The 26,739-nt window shown below is 43.8% G+C and carries 36 protein-coding genes and 6 pseudogenes; 3 read left to right on the top strand and 39 right to left on the bottom strand.

The genetic code is table 11. The features are described from left to right. Nucleotides 1–219 precede the first annotated feature (219 nt). The 3 genes from salA to JCM21738_RS14430 form a co-directional block, all read right to left on the bottom strand. Nucleotides 220–1,275, bottom strand: coding sequence for an iron-sulfur carrier protein/transcriptional regulator SalA (gene salA, locus JCM21738_RS14440; RefSeq protein ID WP_023626392.1), 1,056 nt, complete (start codon nucleotides 1,273–1,275; stop codon nucleotides 220–222). A gap of 272 nt (nucleotides 1,276–1,547) precedes the next feature. Beyond that, nucleotides 1,548–2,264, bottom strand: a complete 717-nt coding sequence (gene cwlD / locus JCM21738_RS14435; protein WP_023626393.1) for an N-acetylmuramoyl-L-alanine amidase CwlD — start codon at nucleotides 2,262–2,264, stop codon at nucleotides 1,548–1,550. A 108-nt stretch (nucleotides 2,265–2,372) separates the two neighbouring features. Next, a complete protein-coding gene (locus JCM21738_RS14430) occupies nucleotides 2,373–2,780 on the bottom strand; it encodes a DUF2521 family protein (RefSeq protein ID WP_369385753.1) in 408 nt (135 codons plus the stop codon). Between the two features lie 258 nt (nucleotides 2,781–3,038). Between JCM21738_RS14430 and JCM21738_RS14425 the strand changes: the two genes are divergently transcribed. The 3 genes from JCM21738_RS14425 (at nucleotide 3,039) to JCM21738_RS14415 (ending at nucleotide 5,756) form a co-directional block, all read left to right on the top strand. Beyond that, nucleotides 3,039–4,004: a S8 family peptidase gene (locus JCM21738_RS14425; RefSeq protein WP_023626395.1), complete on the top strand. Its 966-nt coding sequence runs from the start codon at nucleotides 3,039–3,041 to the stop codon at nucleotides 4,002–4,004. Continuing rightward, entirely contained in the window at nucleotides 4,001–4,774 is a 774-nt protein-coding gene (locus JCM21738_RS14420) for an endonuclease I family protein (RefSeq protein ID WP_023626396.1), read from the top strand. The genes JCM21738_RS14425 and JCM21738_RS14420 overlap by 4 nt, the downstream gene beginning before the upstream one ends. Nucleotides 4,775–5,063: 289 nt before the next feature. Continuing rightward, nucleotides 5,064–5,756 (top strand): hypothetical protein, encoded by a 693-nt coding sequence (locus JCM21738_RS14415; RefSeq protein ID WP_023626398.1) that lies wholly within the window; start codon nucleotides 5,064–5,066, stop codon nucleotides 5,754–5,756. A gap of 390 nt (nucleotides 5,757–6,146) precedes the next feature. On the opposite strand, the gene rpsI is transcribed toward JCM21738_RS14415, so the two are convergent. The 36 genes and pseudogenes from rpsI to rpsJ all read right to left on the bottom strand — a co-directional run bounded on the left by rpsI (nucleotide 6,147) and on the right by rpsJ (nucleotide 25,870). Next, nucleotides 6,147–6,539: a 30S ribosomal protein S9 gene (rpsI, locus tag JCM21738_RS14405; protein WP_023626399.1), complete on the bottom strand. Its 393-nt coding sequence runs from the start codon at nucleotides 6,537–6,539 to the stop codon at nucleotides 6,147–6,149. 20 nt (nucleotides 6,540–6,559) lie between these two features. Beyond that, nucleotides 6,560–6,997 carry a 50S ribosomal protein L13 gene (gene rplM / locus JCM21738_RS14400; RefSeq protein WP_023626400.1) on the bottom strand — a complete coding sequence of 146 codons (438 nt, stop codon included), beginning with the start codon at nucleotides 6,995–6,997 and terminating at the stop codon, nucleotides 6,560–6,562. A 359-nt stretch (nucleotides 6,998–7,356) separates the two neighbouring features. Next, nucleotides 7,357–8,113 (bottom strand): annotated as a pseudogene (gene truA, locus JCM21738_RS14395) (tRNA pseudouridine(38-40) synthase TruA). A 5-nt stretch (nucleotides 8,114–8,118) separates the two neighbouring features. Next, the gene (gene cbiQ / locus JCM21738_RS14390) at nucleotides 8,119–8,916 is read right to left on the bottom strand and encodes a cobalt ECF transporter T component CbiQ (protein ID WP_023626402.1); all 798 of its coding nucleotides are present in this window, start codon (nucleotides 8,914–8,916) and stop codon (nucleotides 8,119–8,121) included. Then, the gene (locus JCM21738_RS14385) at nucleotides 8,913–9,782 is read right to left on the bottom strand and encodes an energy-coupling factor ABC transporter ATP-binding protein (RefSeq protein ID WP_023626403.1); all 870 of its coding nucleotides are present in this window, start codon (nucleotides 9,780–9,782) and stop codon (nucleotides 8,913–8,915) included. Before JCM21738_RS14385 ends, cbiQ begins: the two co-directional genes overlap by 4 nt. Further along, nucleotides 9,758–10,597: an energy-coupling factor ABC transporter ATP-binding protein gene (locus JCM21738_RS14380; protein ID WP_023626404.1), complete on the bottom strand. Its 840-nt coding sequence runs from the start codon at nucleotides 10,595–10,597 to the stop codon at nucleotides 9,758–9,760. The genes JCM21738_RS14385 and JCM21738_RS14380 overlap by 25 nt, the downstream gene beginning before the upstream one ends. A 420-nt stretch (nucleotides 10,598–11,017) precedes the next feature. Next, on the bottom strand, nucleotides 11,018–11,380 hold the full coding sequence (gene rplQ / locus JCM21738_RS14375) for a 50S ribosomal protein L17 (RefSeq protein WP_023626405.1): 363 nt from the start codon (nucleotides 11,378–11,380) through the stop codon (nucleotides 11,018–11,020). A gap of 79 nt (nucleotides 11,381–11,459) precedes the next feature. Continuing rightward, nucleotides 11,460–12,403 (bottom strand): annotated as a pseudogene (locus JCM21738_RS14370) (DNA-directed RNA polymerase subunit alpha). Between the two features lie 174 nt (nucleotides 12,404–12,577). Further along, nucleotides 12,578–12,966 (bottom strand): annotated as a pseudogene (rpsK, locus tag JCM21738_RS14365) (30S ribosomal protein S11). 24 nt (nucleotides 12,967–12,990) lie between these two features. Next, nucleotides 12,991–13,356: a 30S ribosomal protein S13 gene (rpsM, locus tag JCM21738_RS14360; protein ID WP_023626408.1), complete on the bottom strand. Its 366-nt coding sequence runs from the start codon at nucleotides 13,354–13,356 to the stop codon at nucleotides 12,991–12,993. A gap of 23 nt (nucleotides 13,357–13,379) precedes the next feature. Then, a complete protein-coding gene (gene rpmJ / locus JCM21738_RS14355; protein ID WP_003156543.1) occupies nucleotides 13,380–13,493 on the bottom strand; it encodes a 50S ribosomal protein L36 in 114 nt (37 codons plus the stop codon). A 33-nt stretch (nucleotides 13,494–13,526) separates the two neighbouring features. Next, entirely contained in the window at nucleotides 13,527–13,745 is a 219-nt protein-coding gene (gene infA / locus JCM21738_RS14350; RefSeq protein WP_019157108.1) for a translation initiation factor IF-1, read from the bottom strand. 227 nt (nucleotides 13,746–13,972) lie between these two features. Then, the gene (gene map / locus JCM21738_RS14345) at nucleotides 13,973–14,719 is read right to left on the bottom strand and encodes a type I methionyl aminopeptidase (protein WP_023626409.1); all 747 of its coding nucleotides are present in this window, start codon (nucleotides 14,717–14,719) and stop codon (nucleotides 13,973–13,975) included. Further along, nucleotides 14,719–15,369, bottom strand: a complete 651-nt coding sequence (locus tag JCM21738_RS14340; RefSeq protein WP_023626410.1) for an adenylate kinase — start codon at nucleotides 15,367–15,369, stop codon at nucleotides 14,719–14,721. The genes map and JCM21738_RS14340 overlap by 1 nt, the downstream gene beginning before the upstream one ends. Before the next feature lie 58 nt (nucleotides 15,370–15,427). After that, nucleotides 15,428–16,723, bottom strand: coding sequence for a preprotein translocase subunit SecY (gene secY / locus JCM21738_RS14335; protein WP_035209556.1), 1,296 nt, complete (start codon nucleotides 16,721–16,723; stop codon nucleotides 15,428–15,430). Continuing rightward, nucleotides 16,723–17,163 (bottom strand): 50S ribosomal protein L15, encoded by a 441-nt coding sequence (rplO, locus tag JCM21738_RS14330; RefSeq protein ID WP_023626412.1) that lies wholly within the window; start codon nucleotides 17,161–17,163, stop codon nucleotides 16,723–16,725. The genes secY and rplO overlap by 1 nt, the downstream gene beginning before the upstream one ends. A gap of 31 nt (nucleotides 17,164–17,194) precedes the next feature. Next, nucleotides 17,195–17,377 carry a 50S ribosomal protein L30 gene (gene rpmD, locus JCM21738_RS14325; protein WP_023626413.1) on the bottom strand — a complete coding sequence of 61 codons (183 nt, stop codon included), beginning with the start codon at nucleotides 17,375–17,377 and terminating at the stop codon, nucleotides 17,195–17,197. Nucleotides 17,378–17,390: 13 nt separating this feature from the next. Then, a complete protein-coding gene (gene rpsE / locus JCM21738_RS14320) occupies nucleotides 17,391–17,891 on the bottom strand; it encodes a 30S ribosomal protein S5 (RefSeq protein ID WP_035209554.1) in 501 nt (166 codons plus the stop codon). Nucleotides 17,892–17,915: 24 nt separating this feature from the next. Then, a pseudogene (gene rplR / locus JCM21738_RS14315) lies at nucleotides 17,916–18,274 on the bottom strand (50S ribosomal protein L18). 32 nt (nucleotides 18,275–18,306) lie between these two features. Beyond that, nucleotides 18,307–18,842, bottom strand: a pseudogene (gene rplF, locus JCM21738_RS14310) (50S ribosomal protein L6). Between the two features lie 32 nt (nucleotides 18,843–18,874). Next, complete coding sequence (gene rpsH, locus JCM21738_RS14305; protein ID WP_023626417.1) at nucleotides 18,875–19,273, bottom strand: 30S ribosomal protein S8; 399 nt, start codon at nucleotides 19,271–19,273, stop codon at nucleotides 18,875–18,877. Nucleotides 19,274–19,303: 30 nt separating this feature from the next. Further along, nucleotides 19,304–19,489: a 30S ribosomal protein S14 gene (gene rpsN / locus JCM21738_RS23400; RefSeq protein WP_009499044.1), complete on the bottom strand. Its 186-nt coding sequence runs from the start codon at nucleotides 19,487–19,489 to the stop codon at nucleotides 19,304–19,306. Between the two features lie 25 nt (nucleotides 19,490–19,514). Beyond that, nucleotides 19,515–20,054, bottom strand: coding sequence for a 50S ribosomal protein L5 (rplE, locus tag JCM21738_RS14300; RefSeq protein WP_023626418.1), 540 nt, complete (start codon nucleotides 20,052–20,054; stop codon nucleotides 19,515–19,517). Nucleotides 20,055–20,080: 26 nt separating this feature from the next. Then, the gene (gene rplX, locus JCM21738_RS14295; RefSeq protein ID WP_023626419.1) at nucleotides 20,081–20,392 is read right to left on the bottom strand and encodes a 50S ribosomal protein L24; all 312 of its coding nucleotides are present in this window, start codon (nucleotides 20,390–20,392) and stop codon (nucleotides 20,081–20,083) included. A 34-nt stretch (nucleotides 20,393–20,426) separates the two neighbouring features. Next, nucleotides 20,427–20,795 (bottom strand): 50S ribosomal protein L14, encoded by a 369-nt coding sequence (gene rplN, locus JCM21738_RS14290; protein WP_023626420.1) that lies wholly within the window; start codon nucleotides 20,793–20,795, stop codon nucleotides 20,427–20,429. 40 nt (nucleotides 20,796–20,835) lie between these two features. Next, on the bottom strand, nucleotides 20,836–21,099 hold the full coding sequence (gene rpsQ, locus JCM21738_RS14285; protein WP_023626421.1) for a 30S ribosomal protein S17: 264 nt from the start codon (nucleotides 21,097–21,099) through the stop codon (nucleotides 20,836–20,838). Between the two features lie 19 nt (nucleotides 21,100–21,118). Next, nucleotides 21,119–21,319 (bottom strand): 50S ribosomal protein L29, encoded by a 201-nt coding sequence (rpmC, locus tag JCM21738_RS14280; RefSeq protein ID WP_023626422.1) that lies wholly within the window; start codon nucleotides 21,317–21,319, stop codon nucleotides 21,119–21,121. Next, nucleotides 21,309–21,742 (bottom strand): annotated as a pseudogene (gene rplP, locus JCM21738_RS14275) (50S ribosomal protein L16). The gene rpmC and the pseudogene rplP overlap by 11 nt, the downstream one beginning before the upstream one ends. A 1-nt stretch (nucleotide 21,743) precedes the next feature. Further along, nucleotides 21,744–22,400 carry a 30S ribosomal protein S3 gene (gene rpsC / locus JCM21738_RS14270; protein ID WP_023626424.1) on the bottom strand — a complete coding sequence of 219 codons (657 nt, stop codon included), beginning with the start codon at nucleotides 22,398–22,400 and terminating at the stop codon, nucleotides 21,744–21,746. A 3-nt stretch (nucleotides 22,401–22,403) separates the two neighbouring features. After that, a complete protein-coding gene (gene rplV / locus JCM21738_RS14265; RefSeq protein ID WP_035209542.1) occupies nucleotides 22,404–22,745 on the bottom strand; it encodes a 50S ribosomal protein L22 in 342 nt (113 codons plus the stop codon). Between the two features lie 18 nt (nucleotides 22,746–22,763). Next, complete coding sequence (gene rpsS, locus JCM21738_RS14260; RefSeq protein ID WP_023626426.1) at nucleotides 22,764–23,042, bottom strand: 30S ribosomal protein S19; 279 nt, start codon at nucleotides 23,040–23,042, stop codon at nucleotides 22,764–22,766. A gap of 57 nt (nucleotides 23,043–23,099) precedes the next feature. Then, nucleotides 23,100–23,930, bottom strand: coding sequence for a 50S ribosomal protein L2 (gene rplB / locus JCM21738_RS14255; RefSeq protein ID WP_023626427.1), 831 nt, complete (start codon nucleotides 23,928–23,930; stop codon nucleotides 23,100–23,102). A 29-nt stretch (nucleotides 23,931–23,959) separates the two neighbouring features. After that, nucleotides 23,960–24,244: a 50S ribosomal protein L23 gene (rplW, locus tag JCM21738_RS14250; protein ID WP_023626428.1), complete on the bottom strand. Its 285-nt coding sequence runs from the start codon at nucleotides 24,242–24,244 to the stop codon at nucleotides 23,960–23,962. Beyond that, a complete protein-coding gene (rplD, locus tag JCM21738_RS14245) occupies nucleotides 24,244–24,867 on the bottom strand; it encodes a 50S ribosomal protein L4 (protein WP_023626429.1) in 624 nt (207 codons plus the stop codon). Before rplD ends, rplW begins: the two co-directional genes overlap by 1 nt. A gap of 26 nt (nucleotides 24,868–24,893) precedes the next feature. Next, nucleotides 24,894–25,523: a 50S ribosomal protein L3 gene (gene rplC, locus JCM21738_RS14240; RefSeq protein WP_023626430.1), complete on the bottom strand. Its 630-nt coding sequence runs from the start codon at nucleotides 25,521–25,523 to the stop codon at nucleotides 24,894–24,896. A 38-nt stretch (nucleotides 25,524–25,561) separates the two neighbouring features. Then, complete coding sequence (gene rpsJ, locus JCM21738_RS14235) at nucleotides 25,562–25,870, bottom strand: 30S ribosomal protein S10 (RefSeq protein ID WP_009791329.1); 309 nt, start codon at nucleotides 25,868–25,870, stop codon at nucleotides 25,562–25,564. Between the last annotated feature and the right edge of the window lie 869 nt (nucleotides 25,871–26,739).

Here is a 26,739-nt window from a genome sequence, read left to right as displayed (position 1 = left end):
CCCCTTGAGTCGCTTGTCTAGTTTCGCCTCCTAGAAACTCCGAAACTTCAACTCCGCCGGCAGAAGCAAAAAGCGCTTCTTTGTCGGAGTCTCCAGTTTCTGCGTTTCTGGGCAGTCGGCTATACTTTTCGGTTTCGGTCCGCCCAATGAAGTCAAAGAACGACTTCACCGGCCGGCCCTCCAGCGCTTGTCGAGGCTGACCAAGCGCTTGCGCTTTTCTTACTTTCCAAGCATTTGGACAACTTGCTGGGCAATATTTGTATAAAGTGCGCCAATTTTATCGTCTTCCTGATAAATGGATGGTGCAAAGTCTTCTTCATTCCAGGTTGGCTGGCCTAATGGCAATTTACCTAACAGCTTAGTGTTTAGCTCGTCAGCCAGCTTCTCGCCGCCGCCTTGTCCAAAGACATATTCCTTTTCCTCAGTCAGCTTGCTTTCAAAGTAAGACATGTTTTCAATGACACCGAGGATTTCATGATCCGTACGTAGAGCCATCGCACCTGCACGCGCAGCAACGAATGCCGCTGTCGGATGCGGAGTGGTAACGATGATTTCTTTACATGATGGCAGCATGGTGTGCACATCCAATGCGACGTCTCCTGTACCTGGAGGCAAGTCTAATAGGAGGTAATCCAGTTCTCCCCACTCGACTTCATTGAAGAAGCTGTTCAGCATTTTGCCAAGCATCGGGCCGCGCCAGATGATTGGTGCGTTATCTTCCACAAAGAATCCCATAGAGATGACTTTCACGCCATGTCTTTCAACTGGAATGATTCTTTCCCCTCTTACTACCGGGCGTTTCGTGATGCCCATCATGTCAGGGACACTGAAACCGTATATGTCAGCATCAACAAGTCCAACTTTTTTGCCCAAACGCGCCAGTGAGACAGCAAGGTTCACGGATACAGTGGATTTACCCACTCCGCCTTTTCCGCTCGCGATCGCGATGAAGGTTGTTTGGCTATTAGGAGCAAGCAAGCCTTCCTCTTCTTCAGGAGCCGCTGTCTGGAATTTTGATAGAACTTCTGAAGGCAGTTCAGAGAAACGCAAGCCTACAGATGCCGCTCCAGCGCTTTTTAAGATATTGACAATCTCAGTTTGCAGCTGCAGCTGTTCTGCTGTACCTGTTTTCGCGATGGCAATTTTAACGCTTACATGGTTCTTCTCTTCTTTGATCTTAATTTCTTCGATTGCATTTATCTCTTCGAGTGTTTTATGTAAAAATGGTTCCTTAAGGTCTTTTAAACTTTCACGTACTTTAGCCTCAGTTAACATAATGACACCTTCCTCTGTAAAAATTTATCCCCAAAGACAGTATAACATAATGATAAAACTCCTAAGTGTTAAACCTATCACACATTTCTAAAAGAAAAGCGGAGGCGACTGCCCAACTCCGACAAGCGTTGGAGGTCCTGACAGTGAAGTCGCTCTTTGACTTCATTGGCAGGACCGAAACGTCTCGAGGAGTTAGGAGCTGAAGCTGGACAATTATCAAAGTGAATTTTCACTTATTACTCAAAAGAAAAAGAAGGATCCAGGACCCCTCTTTATTTTTCCCAAAATTTCTGTTCGTCTGTAAAGTACCTGAGCATTCCTTTATAAATTGAGGCCGCAACTTTTTCCTGATATGCCTCATCTCTCAGATTTGCGGCTTCCTGGGGATTGGATAAAAACCCTATTTCGACCAAAACCCCAGGTTTATTAATATTCTTCAATAAGTAGATACTATTCGCCGCCTTTGCATCTCGGTCTGTGTTTTCAAGGTTTCGGCGCAATTGGTCCTGGATTAGTTTGGCGGCTCTTTTGTTTTCTTTATAGTTCGTTGAGTAGAAAGTTTGTGCCCCTTTCCATTTGGAGGACGGGATCGCGTTCAAGTGTATCGTTGCAAAAAAATCTGCCTCAGACTCATTTATCAAATCCAGTCGTCTTTTTAAATCCTGGACCTTTCGCTTACTGTAGCCCTTGAGTCCTTTATCCGCTAGGTCGACATCTGTCTCGCGAGTCATGATGACAAGGGCTCCCTGTTGCTGTAGATAATCCCGCAATTTCAAGGAAACGCTAAGCGCGATATCTTTTTCAAAGGGTTCCTCTTCTCCTGCCCCCGGGTCAACGCCTCCATGTCCTGGATCGAGATAGATGATTTTCCCTGAAAGCGGCAGGTTCCATGATTCCCAGGAGTCATTCTCGGTAAAATCATACTGCAATATAAGGAACAGCACGGCAAGGCCGGCTGCAAATATTACCATTTTGAGTTTCTTCAGCATGTTCTAAACCATCCTTCCCAGCTAGTCCCTGATAATAAACTATATGGGACAGGGTGACAGTTTAGAACCGCTGCTAATGCAGCCTCATTTTATATTTCTTTTCACCCTTCATGAACCTTCTCTCCACCAGCTGTCTACATACTGTTCACACAAATAATAAAGCTCTTCTGAACCTACTCCCTCTTCACCCATCCCCCAAAAAAGGAAAAAATTATATAAAGTGTCAATCAAATGCCGCTCTTCTTTTTCACAGCGGGGCTTAACCGCCTCTATCGGTTCACCGAAATATCCAAAACGGCTGAATTTGGCACCCAGTAAATATGCTTCTATCGCTACATCATAGCAAGCTTCTTCGATTCCTGAATTCATGATTAGATTCGAGGTAAGCCTTGATGAGCCAAAATAATGTTTCACCCTTGCTTGCAGAATGTTGATTGATAATTCACGGAGCATCGATCGCTCATATTTCACTTGTTTTTGTTTTCTTTTATCTATAAATGTCGTTACGACGTTCAAAGTAATCTCACCCCTTAGAAAGTAGTGTTCAACCTTCGTAAGGGAGTAATGCAATGTTGACCGACGATTCCTTTTCCATTTTTCTCAGACGTTTACTGAATAATATCGCGGCATTCTCATTAGGATAAAATACCCAATTATGGATATCCATTTCTATTAAATACCCTACTAACGGTCCTTTTCATTAATAGTCAGAATTGTTAGACTTATTATTACAGCAAGAACTAGCTTCAATTTTATCTCTAAGGAGGGAAAGAAATGGAGCAAGGTGTTCGTGTTATTCCTTATACCGTGATTGATGAAGCTGACGAAATCAAAGAGGTGCCAAAAGGTGTTGAGCTGATCCAGGCACCTAAGCTTTGGAACGAAACGAAAGGAAAGGGAATGAAGGTTGCTGTATTGGATACTGGCTGTGAAACGACACATCCGGATTTAAAAGACCGAATTATCAGCGGCAGGAATTTTACCGATGATGACCGCAGCAACCCTGATCTGTATACTGACTATAATGGCCACGGTACACATGTGGCTGGCACGATTGCCGCACATAAAAATGAAGCAGGCGTCATCGGTGTTGCACCCGAGGCAGGGCTGCTGATTGTAAAAGTCTTGAACAAGGCTGGTTCAGGAAAATATGAGTGGATTATCAAAGGTATTCATTATGCGATTGAGCAGGAAGTGGATATTATCTCGATGTCGCTGGGCGGTCCAGCTGACGTTCCTGAATTGCACAAGGCGATTCAGGCCGCTGTCAAAAAGAATATCCTTGTCGTTTGCGCCGCCGGCAATGAAGGAGATGGCGATGTTGCTACCAATGAATTTGCCTATCCTGGTGCTTATAACGAAGTCATCAGTGTGGGCGCCGTGAACCTTGAACGAGGTTCATCCGAATTTACCAACTCACATAATGAAATTGACCTTGTGGCTCCAGGAGAACGTATCACCTCAACCTATCTGAACGGAAAATATGCGACCTTGAGCGGTACTTCGATGGCAGCTCCGCACGTTTCGGGTGCCCTGGCATTGATTAAAACATATGCTAAAGCCCACTTTGAGCGAGAGCTGACAGAACCTGAATTGTATGCACAACTGGTCAAGCGGACTGTGCCGCTCGGCAATTCGCCTAAGCTGGAAGGCAATGGCCTCGTTTATCTGACTGTGCCAGAGCACCTTGCTGAAATCTTCGACCAGAGCTTCAAAACGATGGTCATGGATGCCATATGATCCTGTCGGCTAGCGAGCTGTATATTCATAACATCGAGAATAAAACGTATTTTGATGCAGAGCTGGACGCGAGGATACGCGATGAGTATTACTGTGACGCTGTTTTTACACCGGAAGAACTTCATTCACTGCTGGTCAGAACACACTCTTCCCATTTAAAGTATTCGCCGCATGAGTATGTTTATCCATGGGTGGATTTGCAGGAGAACCTGCAGCTGAAGAGCCTTTACTCCGGGCAGGATCTTGACCCGGTTGAGGTAATTGAAGAGGATCTGCGACTCATGAATACTTTGAGCGAGGCAGGCTTTACAACCAGTTCCGAGTTTCTTTTCAATACCGAACATGTTGTGCCCCAATCCTGGTTTGATGGCGATGAGCCAATGCGAGGCGATCTCTACCACTTGTTTGCCTGTGAACCTGGATGCAATAGCATGAGGAGCAATCTTCCTTATTACGATTTTCAGTCCTATGAACCTGAGCTTGCTGCTACTGGTATTAGGACAGGCTGCGGCATGGTGGAAGGCGGTAAATTCGAACCCGAATATGGCAAAGGAATTGTCGCAAGGGCCGTGTTTTATTTTGCTATAAGATATAAGGATGTTATCAGGATGGATACAAAGATGAGTCTTGAGGTTCTGCTGGGCTGGCATGGCAATTATCCCGTTACACTATACGAAAAGCATCGGAATGCAGCAATCCATGAGCTCCAGGGTAATCGAAACCCTTTTATTGATTTTCCGGATTTAGCTGGAGATATGCTAGGAATATAGAAGGAAACCGCCTGGAAGCGTGAGCTCAGGCGGTTATTATTGTGTATGAGGAATTATTAATGCAATGCCTTTCCTTTTACCCTTTTGACTTCTTTTCCGCATTTTCGGGCAATGCAACGCCTCTCCTTTTACCCATTTGGCTTCTTTTCCGCATTTTCGGGCAATACAGGGGGTCATCATTCTTGTACAGCATCTACCTCCTAAAGGGATTTTCCTTTAATTTACTAACAAGGATAATGTGGACGACAGGGCAAGCTAAACCTGAATACAGATGAAGGGATGGATTTCTATGTCTATGGAATGGTTCGATCGTGTCGTTGGAGAGTTGCAGGATCATCTTGAATCTATTTGTGAAAGGTATGATCAAGAAGGACAGATGGCGGTTGAGAGAGGCTCGAAGCATCCTAGGATCCAGTTCTTTGTGGATTATGATGATGGTGAAAGAGACTATTTCTATATATTATATTTTGATCCGCATAACGAAGAATTCTATACGGAAACCATTGATGAGGATCTTGAGCAGCCGGCACGTGTCATTCTCTCGGATATTGATGATATTGTCGATGCGGTTCACGAAGGTTTCCACGATTACATAAACGATGATGAGGACGAGCTCGATGTCGTTTATGCAACGGAAGATGATGACACGGTATATTATGAAGACGAAGGAGTCGATGATGATGATGATGAGCTATATGTGGCGGAGCTTATAGACGACGATATCCTTGAGGAAATCGACGTTGAGTGGGAGACACCTGAGGTCACGGCATTTTTAAAAGAGGATGAAGTTGAGGTTACCTACCAGTTCGGACTTGTCGAGGAAACGGGTGACGGAGTCCTTCGCCGCATCAATCGGATTTGGACCGAGGATGATGAAATGGTTAAAGACGAAACAAACTTTATATTTACCAAGGAAGAGGCTCCTACCATTATCGCGATGATCGCCAGCCATATGGATTCCATGCAGGGTTATGAGGACTAAAGCATTTGGGCGGAGGCATAGAATCATGCCTTCGCTTTTTTGGGTTGGTATGCCATCACTTTTGGATTTTCAGCCACCAAAAATCGTGGATCCGACTTACTTCCATTAAGAAATCAACAATAATTGCGTATTCAACATCTCAGCAACAACTGTTTCAAAATTTTATTGTCGCTTTTCACAACTTTATTGGCGATTTTCTAATTTTATTGGCGATTTTCATTTTTTATTGGCGAAAATCACCCACTTATTGGCGAAAAACGAAATTTATTGGCGAACTGGAAATTCGGGACGGTTTTATCCAGTTGGGGATCCTCCCTCCCAGCACCTCTCTAAAAAAACCATAAAAAAAGACCCCCAACCAGAGGTTGAGAGTCTTCCGAAGCGAAAAGATTAACGCTTTGAGAACTGAGGTGCACGGCGGGCGCCTTTAAGACCGTATTTCTTACGTTCTTTCATACGAGCGTCACGAGTCAGTAGTCCAGCACGCTTAAGTGTTGGACGGAATTCTGGGTCAGCTTGAAGTAACGCACGAGCGATACCGTGGCGGATTGCGCCAGCCTGGCCAGTGTATCCACCGCCATTTACGTTAACGTGGATATCGTAGCTTCCTACAGTTTCAGTAGCAACAAGCGGCTGCTTAACTACTTCACGTAGAGCTGCGAATGGGATATAGTCTTCAATTTCACGATCATTGATTGTAATTTTTCCAGTGCCTGGTACTAAACGAACTCGCGCAACGGAGCTCTTACGACGACCGGTACCGATATATTGAACCTGTGCCAAGTTAATTACCTCCTTATTAATTATCCGCGAAGTTCGTAAACTTCAGGTTGTTGTGCTTGATGTGGATGCTCGTTTCCAGCATATACATGAAGCTTTTTAAACATTTGGCGTCCAAGAGAGTTCTTTGGAAGCATGCCTTTGATTGCAAGTTCAAGCATCTTTTCAGCGTAGTTTGTACGCATTTCAAGAGCTGTTCTTTGCTTCAATCCACCTGGGTGCATTGTATGGCGGAAGTAGATTTTGTCAGTCAATTTCTTACCAGTAAGTTCAATCTGTGAAGCGTTGATGATGATTACGTGATCACCAGTGTCAACATGTGGTGTGAAAGTTGGTTTATGTTTACCACGTAGAATAGCTGCAACTTCAGTTGAAAGGCGACCAAGGGTCTTGCCTGCAGCGTCAACTACGTACCATTTACGCTCGATATTGTTGGCATTTGCCATAAACGTTGTACGCATGAGTTTCCCTCCTAAATAGTCAAAAAAAAATCAAGTTCGTCGTTGGTATATTTTCAAACACGAAAAAGCTCTTCCGGGGCTGATCGTGGGTTTAAAATACATACATATGATATCTTAACCTGTAGTTGAGAGATTGTCAACACCAGGATTAGTTGTCATATCATTTTTTTACGCTCTTTTCTCAAACTTTGTTGCTATTGAATACAAAACTGAATTGAATCACCCATAACCCTTCGTAAAGCTGACGCTTCTTATGAGAAAAGAGCATGCAAACTTAATACCGACTGCAAAATGGGTATGCCTTACGTTAAAATCGGCTTTAGGATTTTAACAACACTCTTTACGAAAACAGCATTTTTTTAAAATTTATTTTCGAATTCCTCATAAAAAACCTTCCACAGATACAGTCCGTGTCCAGGTGCGGTCTTGCCGGCCCGGGTACGGTCTTGATCCTCGAGTAGCTGTTGCATGCTGGCAGCATCCCTTTTGCCTGTCCCAACCTCTAGCAAAGTTCCTACAAGGATCCTTACCATATTGTACAGAAAGCCATCTCCGACAAACCTGAATACCAGCAAACCGTTTTCCTCGTAAAAATCGATTTCCTTCAACGTCCTGACTCGATCTTCCACCTCAGTTTTGGCCGAGCAAAAACTAGTGAAGTCATGGGTCCCAAGCAGATGTTTGCTGGCTTCCCTCATTGCGTCAAAGTTGAATTCATACTGGAACTGGTAGGCATAATTCCGCTGGAAAGGATCACGATGCTTTGATTGCAGCAAAAAATAACGGTACTCCTTGCCGACTGCATCAAATCGTGCATGAAAATCTGGTTTCGCTATATCTACTGAAAGAACGGCAATATCATCAGGCAACAATGAATTAAGCGCTATTTGCCACCTGGCAGGCTCAATTTCAAGCATTGTGTCAAAATGGACGACCTGCCGCGGGCATGTACTCCTGCGTCTGTACGGCCAGACGCACTGACTCTGATGCTTGTACCTTGCTAAGCTTTTCAAGGGCCTTTTCCAGCTCACCCTGGACAGTCCTTTTGCCAGGCTGCACCTGGTAGCCAGAAAAACCAGTGCCATCGTATGAAATGGTGCATTTGATTCGCGGCATAGTGATTACCCTCTTAAAACGATTAATAGAATCGTGACAGCAGCCAGAAACAGAATCATTATAGTATCCGGCATCCCCCATGTCAGCTGGCGGTATTTGGTGCGTCCTTCGCCACCCTTGTAGCCTCGTGCCTCCATTGCGACTGCCAGTTCCTCCGCCCGCTTGAACGAACTGATGAACAACGGAATCAGCAATGGAACAATCGCTTTGATTCGGTCTTTGATCGGACCGCTGTTATACTCCACTCCCCTGGCAGTTTGAGCCTTCATGATTTTATCTGTTTCCTGCATGAGCGTAGGGATGAATCTCAGGGAAATCGACATCATCAACGCCAGCTCATGGACGGGGAATTTAAATTTCTTTAAAGGATTCAATAATGTCTCCAGTCCGTCCGTGATTTCGATTGGCGTAGTAGTCAAGGTCAATAGTGACGTGATCAAAATCAGCAGCAAGAATCTTAGTGAAATGAAGATACCTTGCCTGAGACCTTCTTCATATATTTGCAGCCATCCCAGTTCGAAGATGACATCGCCTTCCTTTGTCATGAAGATATGGAGCAGGAACGTGAAAATCACCAGAAAAAATACTGGCTTGAGTCCGCCATATAAGAACCTCAGCGGAATCCTCGACAGTCCGACCATAATAAGCGTATAAGCAGCTAAAACTCCATACGTAACCACATTGTTCGCGATGAATACGACGATTACGAAAAGGAATACGATGATCAGCTTTGAACGCGGGTCCATGCGATGAAGGATAGAATCTCCCGGCACATAACGGCCAAAAATCATTTTCTCCATCATTTTGGACCGCCCCCTTCCATAAACTCTGCCACCATTTCGGCGAGTTCTTCCTCGGAAAGGCTGATTTTGCTGAACTTAGTATTGAAGGCTTCTTCGATCTTCAACTGCAAGCCAACTACTTCCGGTACATCCAGTCCCAATTCCAACAAAGCCTTGGGATTCGAGAAGATCTGTTCTGGCGTGCCTTTTGTAAAAACCTTCCCCTGGTGCATAACAACGATATCATCCGCATAGCGGGCAGCATCTTCCATGCTGTGGGTAACAAGAACAGTAGAAAGATTTCTTTTTTTATGAAGTGAATAAAATAAGTCCATAATTTCTTTACGTCCGCGTGGATCCAAACCTGCAGTAGGCTCGTCCAATACTATGACCTCTGGCTCCATTGCCAGGACTCCGGCAATGGCTGCACGGCGCATTTGTCCGCCTGAAAGATCGAATGGTGAATTCTCAAGAATTTCTTCCGGCAATCCGACCAGATTGATTGCGGCTCTTGCCCGTGACTTCGCTTCTTTCTCTGTAACGCCAAAATTCATCGGGCCAAACATAATATCCTTTTCGACCGTTTCCTCGAATAACTGATGTTCCGGGAATTGAAAGACAATGCCTACCTTCTCGCGGACACCCTTCAAATTCTTCTCTTTCCGGCCAGCCTTGATTTCCCTGCTGCCGATCAAAACTGAGCCTTTTGTAGGCTTCAAAAGGGCATTCAAGTGCTGCAGCACAGTTGACTTGCCTGATCCTGTATGACCAATAACCGCAAGATACGTTCCTGAAGGGACTTCGATGGATACATCTGAAATTGCGAGACGCTCGAATGGGGAATCAGCCTGGTAACGATATTCTACATTTTTGAGTGAGATGTCCATAATTCCGTCACCAGCTCTTCTTCTGTCAAATATGATTTCGTAAGTGCAATTCCTTTTTCACGCAAGATTTTGCTCATTTTTACAGCAAAGGGAATGTCCAGTCCCAGCTTAATCAGTTCTTCATCCATTTCAAAAATTTCCTCGGGAGTTCCTTCACGGTATAGCTCCCCTTTATTCATCACGATGATCCTGTCCGCTTTCGCAGCTTCTTCAAGATCGTGGGTGATCGAAATGACCGTTATGTTCTCACGATCGTTCAACTCACGAACAGTTTCTATTACCTCTGCACGGCCTCTTGGGTCGAGCATGGATGTTGCTTCATCCAGAATAATGATTGACGGCTGCAGTGCCAGGACTCCAGCAATGGCAACACGCTGTTTTTGGCCGCCAGACAGATGGTGCGGCTCTTGATTTAGAAAGGTTCCCATATTGACTTTATCAAGTGAAGTCTGCACGCGCTCTACCATTGTTTCTCTAGGTACGCCGTGATTTTCCAGACCAAAAGCCACATCATCCCGAACTGTTGTTCCAACAAACTGGTTATCAGGATTTTGAAAAACCATTCCTACATTTTCTCTTACATCCCAAACTGTATTCTCTGATAAATTGACCCCGCATACCTCAATCGAACCTCGCTGCGGAAATTGCAGGCCGTTCAAAAGCTTTGCAAGTGTAGATTTGCCAGAACCGTTATGCCCGACAATCGCCAGCCACTCTCCTTCAAAAATATCAAAACTGATATTGCTTAACGCGGGAGTCTGCTGTCCTTCATAAGTGAAAGATACATTTTCTATCCTAACTAAGGGTTTGCTCATCTCCGCCCTCCTCTCAACTCTTCTTAACTGTCTCTACTCTTTGTACTGACTTTTTATCGTATAAAAATTATTTGTATATAAAAAAAGCCTGCATCTCTCCCCTGTCGGAAACGATCTGCAAACTGCAGGTCCTATTAGGACTGGGGAGAAGTACATGAGCTAGACGAGACAGGCAGAACAGCTCCGATTATAGATAAATGATGCATCTATCGCTAACCGATTCAGGAGGGTCCTGAAGTAACCAGCCGATGGGGCCAGTGAACTCTTCTTTCCTAGTGGCCTGCTCATCATAACGCTCGTTTTGGCTTGTGCTGCTTCTTTTAGTTTTCGACAGAGGCTTTTGGCCTCAGTATAAGAAAAAAAGGGGATGAAACAAGTTTGTATAAACTGTCCATCGCCCTTGTTGGTTGTTTAATGGTATTAAACTAACTCGATAATTACCATTGGCGCACCATCACCGCGACGTGGTCCAAGTTTCATAATACGAGTGTATCCACCTTGGCGCTCAGCATAGCGTGGAGCGATGTCAGCGAATAATTTTTGAACTGCATCCTGGTTTGTTTCAGCGTTTGCAACTTCGTTACGAACCCAAGAAGATGCTTGACGGCGAGCGTGAAGGTCTCCGCGCTTTCCAAGAGTAATCATTTTCTCAACAACTGAACGAAGCTCTTTCGCACGTGTTTCAGTAGTTTCAATACGCTCATTAATAATCAAATCAGTTGTTAAGTCACGTAGCATTGCTTTACGCTGGGCACTTGTGCGTCCTAACTTTCTGTATCCCATGAGTGTTTCCCTCCTTTGTTGAAGTCATAAGCCGGCAGTTTTAGTACTGACAGCAAAATGCCTAGTTAAACTGCATTAACTAGTCATCTTTGCGTAAGCCTAAGCCTAGCTCTTCTAGTTTTGCTTTTACTTCTTCTAATGATTTTCTGCCAAGGTTGCGAACCTTCATCATATCTTCCTCTGTCTTGTGAGCAAGCTCCTGCACAGTGTTGATACCGGCACGCTTTAAGCAGTTATATGAACGAACAGAAAGGTCAAGTTCTTCAATGGTCATTTCCAGAACTTTTTCTTTTTGGTCTTCTTCTTTCTCTACCATGATTTCAGCGTTTTGAGCTTCGTCAGTCAAGCCGACAAAAATGTTCAAATGCTCAGTCAGGATTTTTGAGCCTAGTGCAATAGCTTCCTTAGGACCAGTGCTGCCATCTGTCCATACGTCAAATATCAGCTTGTCATAATTCGTCATTTGCCCTACACGAGTGTTTTCTACTAGATATGATACGCGTGAAACCGGCGTATAGATTGAGTCGATAGGAATTACACCGATCGGCTGGTCTTCCCGCTTATTTTGGTCAGCAGGATTATATCCGCGGCCTCTTCTTGCAGTAAGGCGCATGCGCAATGAGCCTTTGCTTGAAAGAGTAGCGATATGAAGATCCGGATTAAGGATTTCGACATCACTATCATGCGTGATTGCAGATGCAGTTACTGGACCCTCACCCTGTAAGTCGATTTCAAGTGTCTTTTCTTCATCAGAGTAGATTTTCAACGCTAATTTCTTAACGTTTAGAATGATTGATGTTACATCTTCTACGACGCCTTCAATTGTTGAGAACTCATGAAGTACTCCATCGATTTGAATCGATGTGACAGCTGCACCTGGGAGTGAGGATAATAGGATACGACGTAAGGAGTTACCCAAAGTTGTACATATCCACGCTCAAGCGGTTCTACGACAAACTTGCCGTACTTGGCATCATCGCTGATCTCAACCGTTTCGATTTTTGGTTTTTCTATTTCGATCATCAAATATACCCTCCTTCAAAACGTCGAAACCCCGGCAGGTTCTTTACCTTACCGAAATTCCCCCATGTATACGTTCCCGTTTGTGCACAACAACTGGATTAATGATTTCTGTATACCTAGAAATATTTGTATCATATCCCATTATAGACAGGACTACAAATCTATACAGAAAAATTAAACACGGCGACGTTTTGGCGGGCGGCAGCGTTATGTGGAACTGGAGTTACATCTTTGATTGCTGTAACTTCAAGACCTGCTGCTTGAAGAGCACGGATTGCTGCTTCACGGCCAGCACCTGGTCCCTTAACAGTAACCTCAAGTGTTTTCAAGCCATGTTCCATTGAAGTTTTAGCTGCAGTTTCTGCTGCCATTTGTGCTGCGAATGGAGTGGATTTACGTGAACCCTTGAAACCAAGCGCACCTGCACTAGACCATGATAATGCATTACCATGTACGTCTGTAATTGTTACGATAGTATTGTTGAAAGTTGAACGAATATGCGCAACTCCACTTTCAATATTCTTTTTGACGCGGCGTTTGCGTGTATTAGTTTTACGAGCCATTTATATGTTACCCTCCTTTACGGATTATTTTTTCTTGTTAGCTACAGTCTTACGTGGGCCTTTACGAGTACGTGCGTTGTTCTTCGTATTTTGACCGCGAACAGGCAAGCCACGACGATGACGCAAACCACGATATGAACCAATCTCCATTAGACGCTTGATGTTTAATGAAATTTCACGGCGAAGGTCACCTTCAACCTTTAACTTGTCAATGATATCACGGACTTTGTTAAGTTCCTCTTCAGTAAGATCGCGAACGCGAGTGTCTTCAGAAACACCAGCATCAGCTAGAACCTTCTCAGCAGTTGGTCTGCCGATTCCGTAAATGTATGTTAAAGCAATAACTACACGCTTTTCACGTGGAATATCTACACCAGCAATACGTGCCATCTAGATGCGCACCTCCTTTAAAATTATCCTTGTTTTTGTTTATGTTTAGGGTTTTCACAGATCACCATAACTTTGCCTTTTCTGCGAATAACTTTACATTTTTCGCAAATTGGCTTAACAGATGGTCTCACTTTCATTACTCTAACCTCCTTGATAGACGGAGTCACGGTTTATTTAAAGCGGTAAGTAATTCTTCCGCGAGTCAAATCATATGGAGAAAGCTCGACTGTTACTTTATCTCCTGGCAGAATACGAATGAAGTGCATTCTTATTTTACCGGAAACATGAGCCAACACTGTATGACCATTCTCTAATTCTACCTTAAACATTGCATTAGGCAAAGTTTCTAATACTGTGCCTTCAATTTCAATTACATCATCTTTCGCCATAAACTGGTCTCCCTTCTTTATTCAAATCGTATTAAATCAAATACTCCGCGTTTGACGGAATGTAGCTTCCTATTTGTGACACGTTCTAAGCAGCAAGCAATTGAGAATAACATTGAGAAATACTCAACCTTATGATTATAACATAAAGCTGGCATCCCGTCCGCATAGAAATCACATTTCCGCCAATTTAAAGACTAAAAACAGATACCGACGGCCAATCACTGAAATCAGGCTTTGGTTAATATCTCAAAACCAGTCTCTGTGATCGCGATTGTATGCTCAAAATGGGCACACATTTTACCGTCAACCGTTACAACAGTCCAATCATCGGCTAACGTATTAACATAGCGGCTTCCTGCATTCACCATCGGTTCTATGCATAGAACCATACCAGGCTTCAGCCTAGGTCCTCTGTTAGGAGGTCCGTAATGAGGAATTTGCGGGTCCTCATGCAATTCTTGCCCAATTCCATGGCCGACATACTCACGAACAATAGAAAAGCCTTCTGATTCCACATACGTTTGAATCGCATGGGAGATGTTCGAAAGACGTTCCCCTGGCTTGGCTTCTTTCAAGCCTCTGAACAACGACTCTTGGGTCACGTCCAATAGACGCTGGGCATCTTCATCAATCCTTCCTACCGGGTAAGTCCAAGCAGAGTCCCCGTGGTATCCGTTGTACTTTGCTCCGATATCAATACTGATGATGTCACCTTCGTTAAGAACCCGTTCGCCAGGTATCCCGTGAACTAGTTCGTTATTAACAGACGCACAGATGCTGCCGCGAAAACCATTATAACCTTTAAAAGAAGGAGTTGCACCTTGTTTGCGGATGAAATCCTCAGCAATGGCATCCAGTTCTTTAGTTGTAATGCCAGGAGCAATTTGCTTTTTCAACTCCTGGTGAGTCATCGCTACAATGCGACCTGCTTCTCGCATAATCTCTATTTCACGAGAGGTTTTACAGACGATCATTAATTTAAGCCCCCAAGCAATCCTTCGATATCAACAAAAACGACATCAATGTCTTGCTGACCGTTAATATTGCGTAAGTAGCCTTTATCTTCATAGAAGTTCAACAGTGGTTTTGTTTGCTGGACATTTACATCCAGACGGTTTTGAACAGTTTCGGCATTGTCATCAGCGCGCTGGTAAAGCTCGCCGCCACAACGGTCACAAACGCCTTCCTTTGCAGGAGGGTTGAACACAAGGTGATAGGTAGCGCCGCAGTTCTTACAAATCCTGCGTCCTGTCAGACGTTCCATTAAGATGCTTTTATCAACATCAATGTTAATGACAAAATCAATTTTTTTGCCAAGATCAGCAAGCATAGTATCCAGAGCTTCAGCCTGCGCTACTGTGCGTGGAAATCCATCCAAGAGGAATCCATTTTCACAGTCAGCTTTGCGTAAGCGCTCACGGACGATCCCGATTGTTACTTCATCAGGAACTAGCTCTCCTTTGTCCATAAATGATTTTGCCTGTACTCCAAGTTCCGTTCCTTCTTTGATAGCTGCACGGAACATATCTCCTGTTGAGATATGAGGGATGTTGTATTTACCAACAATTTTATCGGCTTGCGTGCCCTTCCCGGCACCCGGAAGCCCCATCAGAACTAAATTCACAAGATTTCCCCCCTCAGTCTCTATTGAAAGATTCAGGGAACCATGAGCCCCCTAAATCTTATTTTATAAAGCCTTTATAATGGCGTTTTACAAGCTGAGCTTCAAGCTGCTTCATCGTTTCAAGCGCAACGCCGACTACGATCAGCAAGCTTGTTCCGCCAATCTGTACGGATTGAGGCAGACCAGCAAATTGGATGAAAAATACTGGCAGCACAGAGATTACAGAAAGGAAGATCGCGCCGACAAATGTCAGACGATATAGAACCCTAGTCAGGTACTCCTGTGTGTTTTTGCCCGGACGAATGCCTGGGACATATCCACCTTGCTTCTTCAAGTTCTCGGCAACCTGTTCAGGATTCACCTGAATGAACGCATAGAAATACGTGAACGCAATGATCAATGCCACATACACGATCATGCCGATCGGCTGTGTATAATCAAACGTTTTCTGGATCCAAAGTGTCACATCATTCGTGCCGAAGAACTGAGCGATTGTCGGAGGTGTAACGATAAACGAAATCGCGAAGATAACCGGGATGACGCCAGCTGCGTTCACTTTCAACGGAAGGTGAGTGTTCTGGCCGCCAACCGCGTTGTTTCCTGCGCTCATGCGTTTAGCGTACTGGATAGGTATTTTACGTGTTGCCTGCTGGATGAAGATAACACCCACAACGATTGCGATAACAGCCAATAGAATAAGCAGCATAGTCACAATGCGAAGGAACAATGCGTCCCCAGCATCAGAGAACTGCTGTGCATAAATCTGGTTGGCCATTGTCGGAATACCAGCAACAATACCTGCAAAGATAATGATTGAAATACCGTTACCTACGCCTTTTGCAGTGATTTGTTCACCGAGCCACATAAGAAATGCAGTACCGGCAGTCAAAACGACAGCAATCAGCAAGTAAGTAGCGACACCGGCATTCTGGATCAATAATCCGCCTGCCATATTGTTAAAGCCATAAGACATACCGAGTGCCTGGATAAAACCAAGAACGATCGTAAAATAGCGGGTAAACTGAGCTAATTTACGGCGTCCGACTTCTCCTTGTTTGGACCATTCGGTAAACTTTGGCACAACATCCATCTGCAAAAGTTGGATGATGATTGAAGCGGTGATGTACGGCATGATTCCCATCGCGAAAATAGAGAAGTTCTGCAGCGCACCGCCACCGAAAGTATTCAGTACACCGAAGACACTCATGTCATCCTGTGCTTTCAAAATATCTGCATTTACGCTCGGTACAGGTATAAATGTACCGATACGAAATACAATCAACATTAAAAGGGTGAAGAGAATTTTATTTCTAATTTCACCCACGCGCATAAAATTGGAGATTGTCTGGAACATTAAATCACCTCAGATTGACCGCCGGCAGCTTTGATCGCTTCTTCGGCTGCAGAGGAGAACTTATGAGCTTTAACAGTTAGTTTCTTCTCAAGGCTTCCTTTAGCAAGTACTTTAATACCTGCTAATTCCTTCCTGACAAGACCTGTTTCAATTAAAAGTTCTGGAGTCACTTCAGTTCCATCTTCGAATACGTTCAAAGCATCAAGGTTAACGACTGCGTACTCTTTGCGGTTGATGTTCGTGAAACCGCGTTTCGGCAAGCGTCGGAATAAAGGAGTTTGACCACCTTCAAAACCAGGGCGTACACCGCCGCCTGAACGAGCGTTTTGACCTTTATGACCTTTACCAGCAGTTTTACCTTGGCCAGAACCGATACCACGTCCTAGACGTTTGCGTTCTTTACGGGAACCTTCTGCAGGTTTTAATTCATGAAGTTTCATGTTGGCACCTCCTTATTTTAAAAAGGATAAATTATTTTTCGTTTACAGTAACAAGGTGAGAAACTTTGTTGATCATGCCGCGGATTGCTGCATTATCTTGTTGCTCAACTGTTTGGTTCATTTTACGTAAGCCAAGAGCCTTAACTGTTTCGCGCTGATCTTGCGGACGGCCGATCAGGCTGCGAGTGAGGGTAATTTCTAATTTGTTAGCCATTTGATTTCCCTCCTTATCCTAACAGTTCTTCCACAGATTTACCGCGTAGTTTTGCTACGTCCTCTGCACGTTTAAGTTGAGATAGACCTTCTAGAGTTGCACGAACCATGTTGATTGGAGTGTTAGTTCCTAGTGACTTAGACAGGATATCATGTACACCTGCTAATTCTAGTACCGCACGAACTGGTCCGCCAGCGATAACTCCAGTACCTTCAGAAGCAGGCTTCAGAAGGATCTCACCAGCACCAAAGTGTCCGATAACCTGGTGGGGAATTGTAGTACCAACCATTGGCACTTGGATTAGGTTCTTCTTCGCATCTTCAATAGCTTTGCGAATCGCTTCAGGTACTTCTTGTGCTTTACCAGTACCCATGCCGACATGTCCGTTTTTGTCTCCTACTACTACTAGAGCAGAAAAACGGAAACGGCGTCCACCTTTTACAACTTTAGCAACACGGTTAATTGTAACTACGCGTTCTTCAAGTTCAAGTTTGTTTGGATCAATACGACGCATCTTTGTATGTCCCTCCTTTTTGTATTAAAATTCTAAGCCGTTTTCGCGGGCAGCATCAGCAAGTGCCTGAATGCGGCATGATAGAGGTATCCGCCACGGTCAAATACTACTGACTTATAACCCTTTTCTACAGCACGCTTAGCGATCAATTCACCGATTTGCTTTGCTGCTTCCAGGTTGTTGCCTTCAACATTAACTTCTTTATCTAAAGTAGAAGCACTCGCTAGAGTTACTCCCTTTACATCGTCGATTAGTTGAGCATAAATGTGCTTGTTAGAACGGAACACATTTAGACGAGGACGAGCTTCAGTTCCGCTAAGTTTCGCACGGACACGACCGTGTCTTTTACGGCGAGTAGCGTTTTTATCAGCCTTCGTAATCATTTACGTCACTCCTTTCGTTAACCTATGCGGCATTACTTACCTGTTTTACCTTCTTTGCGGCGTACATATTCGCTTCATAACGAATACCTTTACCTTTGTAAGGCTCTGGTGGACGTACGTCACGGATGTTAGCAGCCAATGCGCCAACACGCTCTTTATCAGTTCCCTTTACAATCACCTTAGTGTTTGTTGGGACTTCGATCTCAAGGCCTTTTTCTGCCTCGATTTCAACTGGATGAGAGTATCCTACGTTAAGTACAAGCTTGGTACCTTGCTTAGATGCACGGTAACCGACACCTACTAGCTCAAGACCTCTTTCGAATCCTTTAGATACACCCTCAACCATGTTAGCAAGAACCGCACGAGTCGTACCGTGCAATGCACGATGTTCTTTGTTATCAGTTGGCCGAGAAATGTTGATTACATTCTCTTCGACCTTGATTTCGATGTCAGAGTGAAAAGTACGAGACAATTCACCTTTTGGTCCTTTTACTGTTACGTGATTGTTATCAAGAGTAACCGTAACACCAGCTGGAATTTCAATTGGTTTTTTACCTACGCGTGACATTTGTTGCACCTCCATTCATTCAGAAAAATCTATTACCAAACGTATGCTAGAACTTCTCCGCCCACTTGCTTAGCGCGAGCTTCTTTGTCAGTTAAAACGCCGTTTGAAGTTGAAACTAGAGCAATACCTAAACCGTTAAGTACGCGTGGTACTTCAGTAGATTTTGCATAAACGCGAAGTCCTGGCTTACTGATTCGCTTAAGACCAGTGATAACACGCTCATTGTTTGCACCGTACTTCAAGAAGATACGGATGATACCTTGCTTATTGTCTTCGATATATTCAACGTCACGCACGAAACCTTCACGCTTAAGGATCTCAGCGATTTCTTTTTTAATGTTAGAAGCAGGTACTTCTAGTTTTTCGTGACGAACCATATTCGCGTTACGAATACGAGTTAGCAAATCTGCAATCGGATCTGTCATGACCATTTAATTTACCTCCTTCCAGAGCTTTCAGTTTTACCAGCTAGCTTTTTTCACACCAGGAATTTGTCCTTTGTATGCTAATTCACGGAAACAAATACGGCAAAGCTTAAATTTGCGGTATACAGAGTGCGGACGGCCGCAGCGCTCACAGCGAGTGTACTCTTGTACTTTGTATTTAGGCGTGCGTTTTTGTTTCGCAATCATTGATTTCTTAGCCACGTTTTCGCCTCCCTCTTATTAGAGATTACTTTTGAAATGGCATTCCGAATTGTGTTAATAGTTCACGAGCTTCTTCATCAGTGTTAGCAGTCGTTACAATAACAATGTCCATGCCACGTACTTTATTTACTTTATCGTAATCAACTTCAGGGAAGATTAACTGTTCCTTAACACCAAGCGTGTAGTTACCGCGTCCGTCGAAAGACTTCTTGGAGATACCGCGGAAGTCACGTACACGTGGTAAAGAAACTGAAATTAACTTGTCGATGAATTCGTACATGCGCTCACCGCGAAGAGTAACTTTCGCACCGATTGGCATACCTTCACGAAGGCGGAAGCCAGCGATTGATTTCTTAGCACGAGTAACGACTGGCTTTTGACCAGTGATCGTTGCTAATTCCTCAACTGCAACATCAAGAGCTTTAGCGTTGGCAACAGCGTCACCTACACCCATGTTGATTACGATCTTTTCAAGTTTAGGAACTTCCATGATTGACTTATAGTTAAACTTGCTCATTAGAGCAGGAGTAATTTCATTGTTGAACTTTTCTTTTAGGCGGTTCATCGATTGTACCTCCCTTCTTCAATAGACTATTTATCTAGAACTTCACCGGATTTTTTAGCAACGCGTACCTTCTTGCCGTTCTCGACAGTGTAACCAACTCGGGTTGGCGTACCGGATTTCGGATCTACAGGCATTACGTTTGATACATGGATAGGTGCTTCCTGGTTCAAGATTCCACCTTGTGGATTTACTTGAGAAGGCTTAGCGTGTTTTTTCACGATGTTGATTCCTTCTACAAGAACACGGCTTTGCTTTGGATAAGCTTCAAGGATGATCCCTGTTTTGCCTTTGTCCTTACCAGAGATGACCATTACTTTGTCACCTTTTTTTACATGCATCTGTGTGCACCTCCTTAAAGGCATTTGAAATAGATTATAGTACTTCTGGAGCTAATGAAACGATCTTCATGAAGTTGTTGTCACGAAGCTCACGTGCAACTGGTCCGAAGATACGAGTACCACGAGGACTCTTATCGTCACGGATGATTACACAAGCATTCTCGTCAAATTTGATGTATGAACCGTCAGTACGGCGCATACCAGTTTTTGTACGAACGATAACTGCTCTGACAACGTCACCTTTTTTAACAACGCCACCTGGTGTTGCTTGTTTCACTGTGCAAACGATAACGTCTCCGATATTAGCAGTCTTACGGCCAGAACCGCCAAGAACCTTTATAGTAAGAACCTCACGTGCACCTGAATTGTCAGCAACTTTTAAACGTGTTTCCTGTTGGATCATGCGAGTAACCTCCCTTCGGAATGAACCTTAATCCGAACAATTAGATAATAACAGCTTTTTCCACCACTTCAACAAGGCGGAAACGTTTTGTGGCAGATAGCGGACGAGTTTCCATGATACGTACTACGTCGCCGATTTTTGCCTCGTTTTGCTCATCATGAGCTTTGAATTTCTTAGAGTATTTTACACGCTTGCCGTATAAAGGATGCTTTTTGTATGTTTCAACAAGAACAGTAACAGTTTTGTCCATCTTGTCAGATACTACGCGTCCAGTATAAACTTTGCGTTGGTTGCGTTCACTCATTGTGAGAACCTCCTCTCAATTATCTGTTAACGCCGATCTCTCGTTCACGAATTACAGTTTTCATGCGAGCAATCGCTTTGCGTACTTCACGAATGCGAGCCGTGTTTTCAAGTTGTCCAGTCGCTAATTGAAAGCGCAGGTTGAAAAGCTCTTCTTTTAAAGATTTAACTTTTTGTTCAATTTCAGCAGTGGTAAGGTCACGAATGTCATTAGCTTTCATTAGATTCACCACCAATTTCTTCTCGTTTAACAAACTTGCACTTTACAGGAAGCTTGTGTGCAGCAAGGCGTAATGCTTCGCGTGCAATTTCTTCAGAAACGCCAGCAACTTCGAACATTACTTTGCCTGGTTTAACAACTGCTACCCAACCTTCAGGAGCACCTTTACCAGAACCCATTCGGACTTCTAGAGGCTTTGCAGTATATGGCTTGTGAGGGAAAATCTTGATCCAGACTTTACCGCCACGTTTCATGTAACGAGTCATTGCAATACGGGCAGATTCGATTTGACGGTTTGTGATCCAAGAAGCTTCAAGTGCTTGCAAACCGAATTCACCGAAGTTTACTTCAGTACCGCCCTTAGCTTGACCGCGCATCTTGCCACGGTGTTGACGGCGATATTTAACGCGTTAGGCAATAACATATTATTTGCCTCCTTCCTCTTTTTTCTTCTTCGTAGGAAGGACCTCTCCACGATAAATCCATACTTTAACGCCTAGCTTACCGTAAGTTGTATCTGCTTCAGCAGTAGCATAATCGATATCGGCACGAAGAGTATGAAGTGGAACTGTTCCTTCGCTGTAATGTTCTGAACGAGCGATGTCTGCACCGCCAAGACGGCCGGATACCATTGTCTTGATACCTTTAGCGCCAGCACGCATTGCACGTTGGATAACTTGCTTCTGTGCGCGACGGAAAGATACACGGTTTTCCAATTGGCGTGCGATGTTTTCTGCAACCAATTTCGCCTCGATATCAGCTTTTTTGATTTCAAGAATGTTTATATGAACACGTTTGCCTGTCAGTTCGTTTAGCGCTTTACGAAGTGCTTCAACTTCTGTACCACCCTTACCGATAACCATTCCTGGTTTCGCTGTGTGGACAGTTACATTCAAGCGGTTTGCAGCGCGCTCGATTTCTACTTTAGAAAGAGATGCATCGCGTAAACGCTTTGTGATGTACTCACGAACCTTAAGGTCTTCGTGTAAAAGATCAGCGTAGTCTTTGCCTGCGTACCATTTTGATTCCCAATCACGAATGATTCCGACACGCAAACCGACTGGATTTACTTTTTGACCCACTGATTATCCCTCCTTCTTTTCTGATAAAACGATTGTAATGTGGCTAGTACGTTTGTTAATAGCACTTGCACGGCCCATAGCACGGGGACGGAAACGTTTCAACGTTGGTCCTTCGTTAGCATAAGCTTCCGATACGACAAGGTTATTAACATCCATCTCATAGTTGTGCTCTGCGTTTGCTAATGCAGATTTCAACACTTTATCTACGATTGGAGAAGCTGCCTTGGGGGTAAGGTTTAAGATAGCTACCGCTTCACCAACTTGCTTTCCTTGAATTAAATCTAGAACTAGTCGAGCTTTACGAGGAGCAATACGAACTGTTCTTGCAACAGCTTTAGCTTGCATTTGGATGCCCTCCTCTCATTAACGTCTTGTTTTCTTATCGTCATTACCATGTCCTTTGTAAGTACGAGTTGGAGCGAATTCTCCAAGCTTGTGGCCTACCATGTCTTCAGTGACATAAACAGGTACATGTTTGCGACCATCGTAGACAGCAATCGTGTGTCCGATGAATTGTGGGAAGATCGTTGAACGGCGAGACCAAGTTTTAACAACTTTCTTCGCTTCAGTTTCATTTAACTTTTCGATCTTTGTGATTAAGTGCTCATCAACAAAAGGTCCTTTTTTTAAGCTGCGACCCATAATTGAACCTCCCTTCGCGATTGCCCTACGGTTCCCGCGAACCGTAGATCAATCCCGTTATTTTTTACGTCGACGTACAATAAACTTGTCGGATTTGTTTTTCTTCTTACGAGTCTTGAAACCAAGAGTCGGCTTGCCCCATGGAGACATTGGTGATTTACGTCCGATTGGAGAACGTCCTTCACCACCACCGTGTGGGTGATCATTAGGGTTCATTACAGATCCACGAACTGTTGGGCGCTTGCCTAACCAGCGTGAACGACCTGCTTTACCGATGTTGATCAATTCGTGCTGTTCGTTGCCGACTTGACCTACAGTTGCACGGCACTCAGAAAGGATCATACGTACTTCGCCAGAGTTCAAACGAATCAATACATATTTGCCTTCTTTACCAAGAACCTGTGCTGAAGTACCAGCAGAACGAACTAATTGTCCGCCTTTACCAGGCTTCAATTCAATGTTGTGTACTACTGTACCAACTGGGATATTAGCTAGTGGAAGAGCATTACCTACTTTGATGTCAGCTGTTGGGCCAGACATAACTTCCATGCCTACTACTAAGTTTTTAGGAGCTAGGATATATTTCTTTTCACCATCTACATAATTAATTAACGCAATGTTTGCTGAACGGTTTGGATCATACTCAATTGTGGCAACGCGTCCTGGAATGCCATCTTTTGTACGTTTGAAGTCGATGATTCTGTACTGACGCTTATGGCCGCCACCTTGATGACGAACAGTTAACTTACCCTGGTTGTTACGACCGCCTTTTCTGTGCAACGGAGCAAGCAAGGATTTTTCCGGCTTGTCAGTTGTAATTTCAGCAAAATCAGATGCTGTCATATTACGACGACCGTTGGAGGTAGGTTTGTACTTTTTAATCGCCATTTCGTTCCCCTCCTCTTCTTATTGGATTATTATACTTCGAAGAATTCGATTTCTTTGCTGTCTTGAGTAAGTTTAACGATTGCTTTACGACGCTTGTTTGTGTAACCGCCGAACTTGCCCATACGCTTGAACTTACCTTTGTAGTTCATGATGTTAACTTTTTCAACTTTAACGCCGAAGATAGTTTGAATAGCATCTTTAACTTGAGTCTTGTTAGCTCTAGTATCAACTTCGAAAGTGTATTTCTTCTCAGCCATTAGGTCAGAAGAACGTTCTGTAATAACGGGGCGCTTAATGATTTCGCGTGCATCCATTATGCAAGCACCTCCTCTACTTTTTCAACAGCTGCTTTTGTCATGATCAGCTTATCATGATTTAGAACATCTAATATATTGATTCCATCGGCAGTAACAACAGTTACTCCAGGAATGTTACGTGCTGAAAGTGCTACGTTCTCTTCAAGACCTGCTGTTACGATCAAGGCTTTCGTATTAACAGAAAGACCGCTAAGTACAGTTTTGAAATCCTTTGTCTTTGGAGCTTCAAAAGCAAGGCTTTCAAGGACTAGGATGTTTTCAGATTGTACTTTTGATGATAACGCAGATTTGATTGCTAAACGACGAACTTTCTTAGGCAATTTGTAGCTGTAGCTGCGTGGAACTGGTCCGAATACAGTACCGCCACCGCGCCATTGTGGAGAACGGATAGAACCTTGACGCGCGCGTCCAGTTCCCTTTTGTTTCCACGGTTTGCGTCCACCGCCCGCTACTTCAGAACGAATTTTAGTTTTATGAGTTCCCTGACGTAATGAAGCTCTCTGCATTACTACCGCTTCGAACATTACGTGGTTGTTAGGCTCAATACCAAATACTGAATCGTTAAGTTCGATTTCTCCAACTTGTGAACCAGTTTGGTTGAATAATGCTACTTTAGGCATTCTTGTTTCCTCCTTTCCTGTAAAAATTACTTAGCTTTTACAGCACCTTTGATTTTTAGAAGGGCTTTTCTAGCACCAGGAACGTTTCCTTTGATTAGAAGAAGGTTACGCTCTGCGTCAACTTTAACGATTTGCAGGTTTTGAACAGTAATCTGCTCTCCGCCCATGCGTCCAGGTAGTAATTTACCCTTGAATACGCGGTTCGGAGCAACAGGACCCATTGAACCAGGGCGGCGGTGGTAACGAGAACCGTGAGCCATTGGTCCGCGAGATTGTCCGTGGCGCTTGATTACACCTTGGAAACCTTTACCCTTTGAGATTCCTGTAACATCTACGATATCGCCTTCTGCGAAAATATCAACTTTGACTTCCTGACCAACTTCATATCCTGCTACATCGACTCCGTTCAATTCTTTTACGAAGCGCTTAGGAGCAGTGTTTGCTTTTGAAACGTGGCCTTTTTCAGGTTTGTTAGAAAGCTTTTCGCGCTTGTCTTCAAAGCCAAGCTGGATTGCTTCGTAGCCATCTGTCTCAGCAGATTTCACTTGAAGCACTACATTTGGAGAAGCTTCTACCACAGTAACCGGGATAAGGTCGCCGTTTTCAGCAAATACTTGAGTCATACCGATCTTTCTTCCTAAGATTCCTTTGGTCATTTCAGTCACACCTCCTGTGAATTATAATGTTTTATTTATTAAAGTTTGATTTCGATATCTACACCTGATGGCAGGTCTAAACGCATTAGTGAATCGACCGTTTGCGGAGTCGGATTGATGATGTCAATCAGACGCTTATGCGTACGCATTTCGAACTGCTCACGAGAATCCTTGTACTTATGCACCGCACGAAGAATTGTGTAGATTGACTTTTCTGTAGGTAGTGGGATTGGGCCGGACACCGCCGCACCAGAACGTTTTGCAGTTTCAACAATTTTCTCTGCGGATTGATCAAGAATCCTGTGATCATAAGCTTTCAAACGGATACGAATTTTTTGTTTTGCCATTACTTTCCCTCCTTTTCGCCTATTTTAAAATAGACATTCTCCGCGAATTTCCCACACACTCGCCATGGCAAAGCGGCCGGGTGTGTCAGCAACCTTTCGCATCATCGCAGTCAAAGACCAACATTGTCTATTATACATAAAACATAATCCAAATGCAAGAAGTATTCCGCTTTTTAATTATGTTCAACACACTTTTACTATTATAGCGAGCACATTGGTATTTTACAAGTGGGGAAAGAGATTTCTAACTATTTGGACGTGGTGAAAAATATTCCTGTAGACTGTTGCTATATATATAGAAGGAAGTGGTTCGTATTCTATCCAATGTGCATGGAATACTGGAGGTAGGATCATCACCTGTTGCACGCAGTTTAGAGTTCAATTTAGTTGTTTTCCCATATAAATATTACTTTAAAAACTCTTTCAGGTAGGTTACATTTTAGGACCAGGAATAGTATCTATGTGACCGTCAGCTCTCTTCTTTCTCTCTCACAACGACAAGTTTTCCTTTTTTTGTGACCGCCAGCTCTGTTTTCTTACCCTCACAGGCATAAGTTTTTCCTTTCATGTGAAGTATTCTCGTTTTCAATCTTCAACCAACACATTGAATGAGATCTTGATATCCGTTTTAGTCTTGAAGGTTTTAAAAAACAGCGAGTACTAGTATCTTCGTACATTTAGTTTGTAAAATAAGAAAAGCGGAAGCGCCTTGGTCAGCCCCGACAAGCGTTGGAGGGCCGACCGGTAAAGTCGCTCTTTGACTTCATCGGGCGGACCGAAGCGACTTGAGGGGCTAGGCGCTGGAGCTGGATTAAGAAAACCTGGATAGTTATCCACATTGAAAATATTTTATATTTTCCTCACTAGCG

Source organism: Mesobacillus boroniphilus JCM 21738 (genome assembly GCF_000517385.1).
GTDB classification, from domain to species: domain Bacteria; phylum Bacillota; class Bacilli; order Bacillales; family Cytobacillaceae; genus Mesobacillus; species Mesobacillus boroniphilus.
This window is presented reverse-complemented; position numbering and strand designations above follow the sequence as displayed.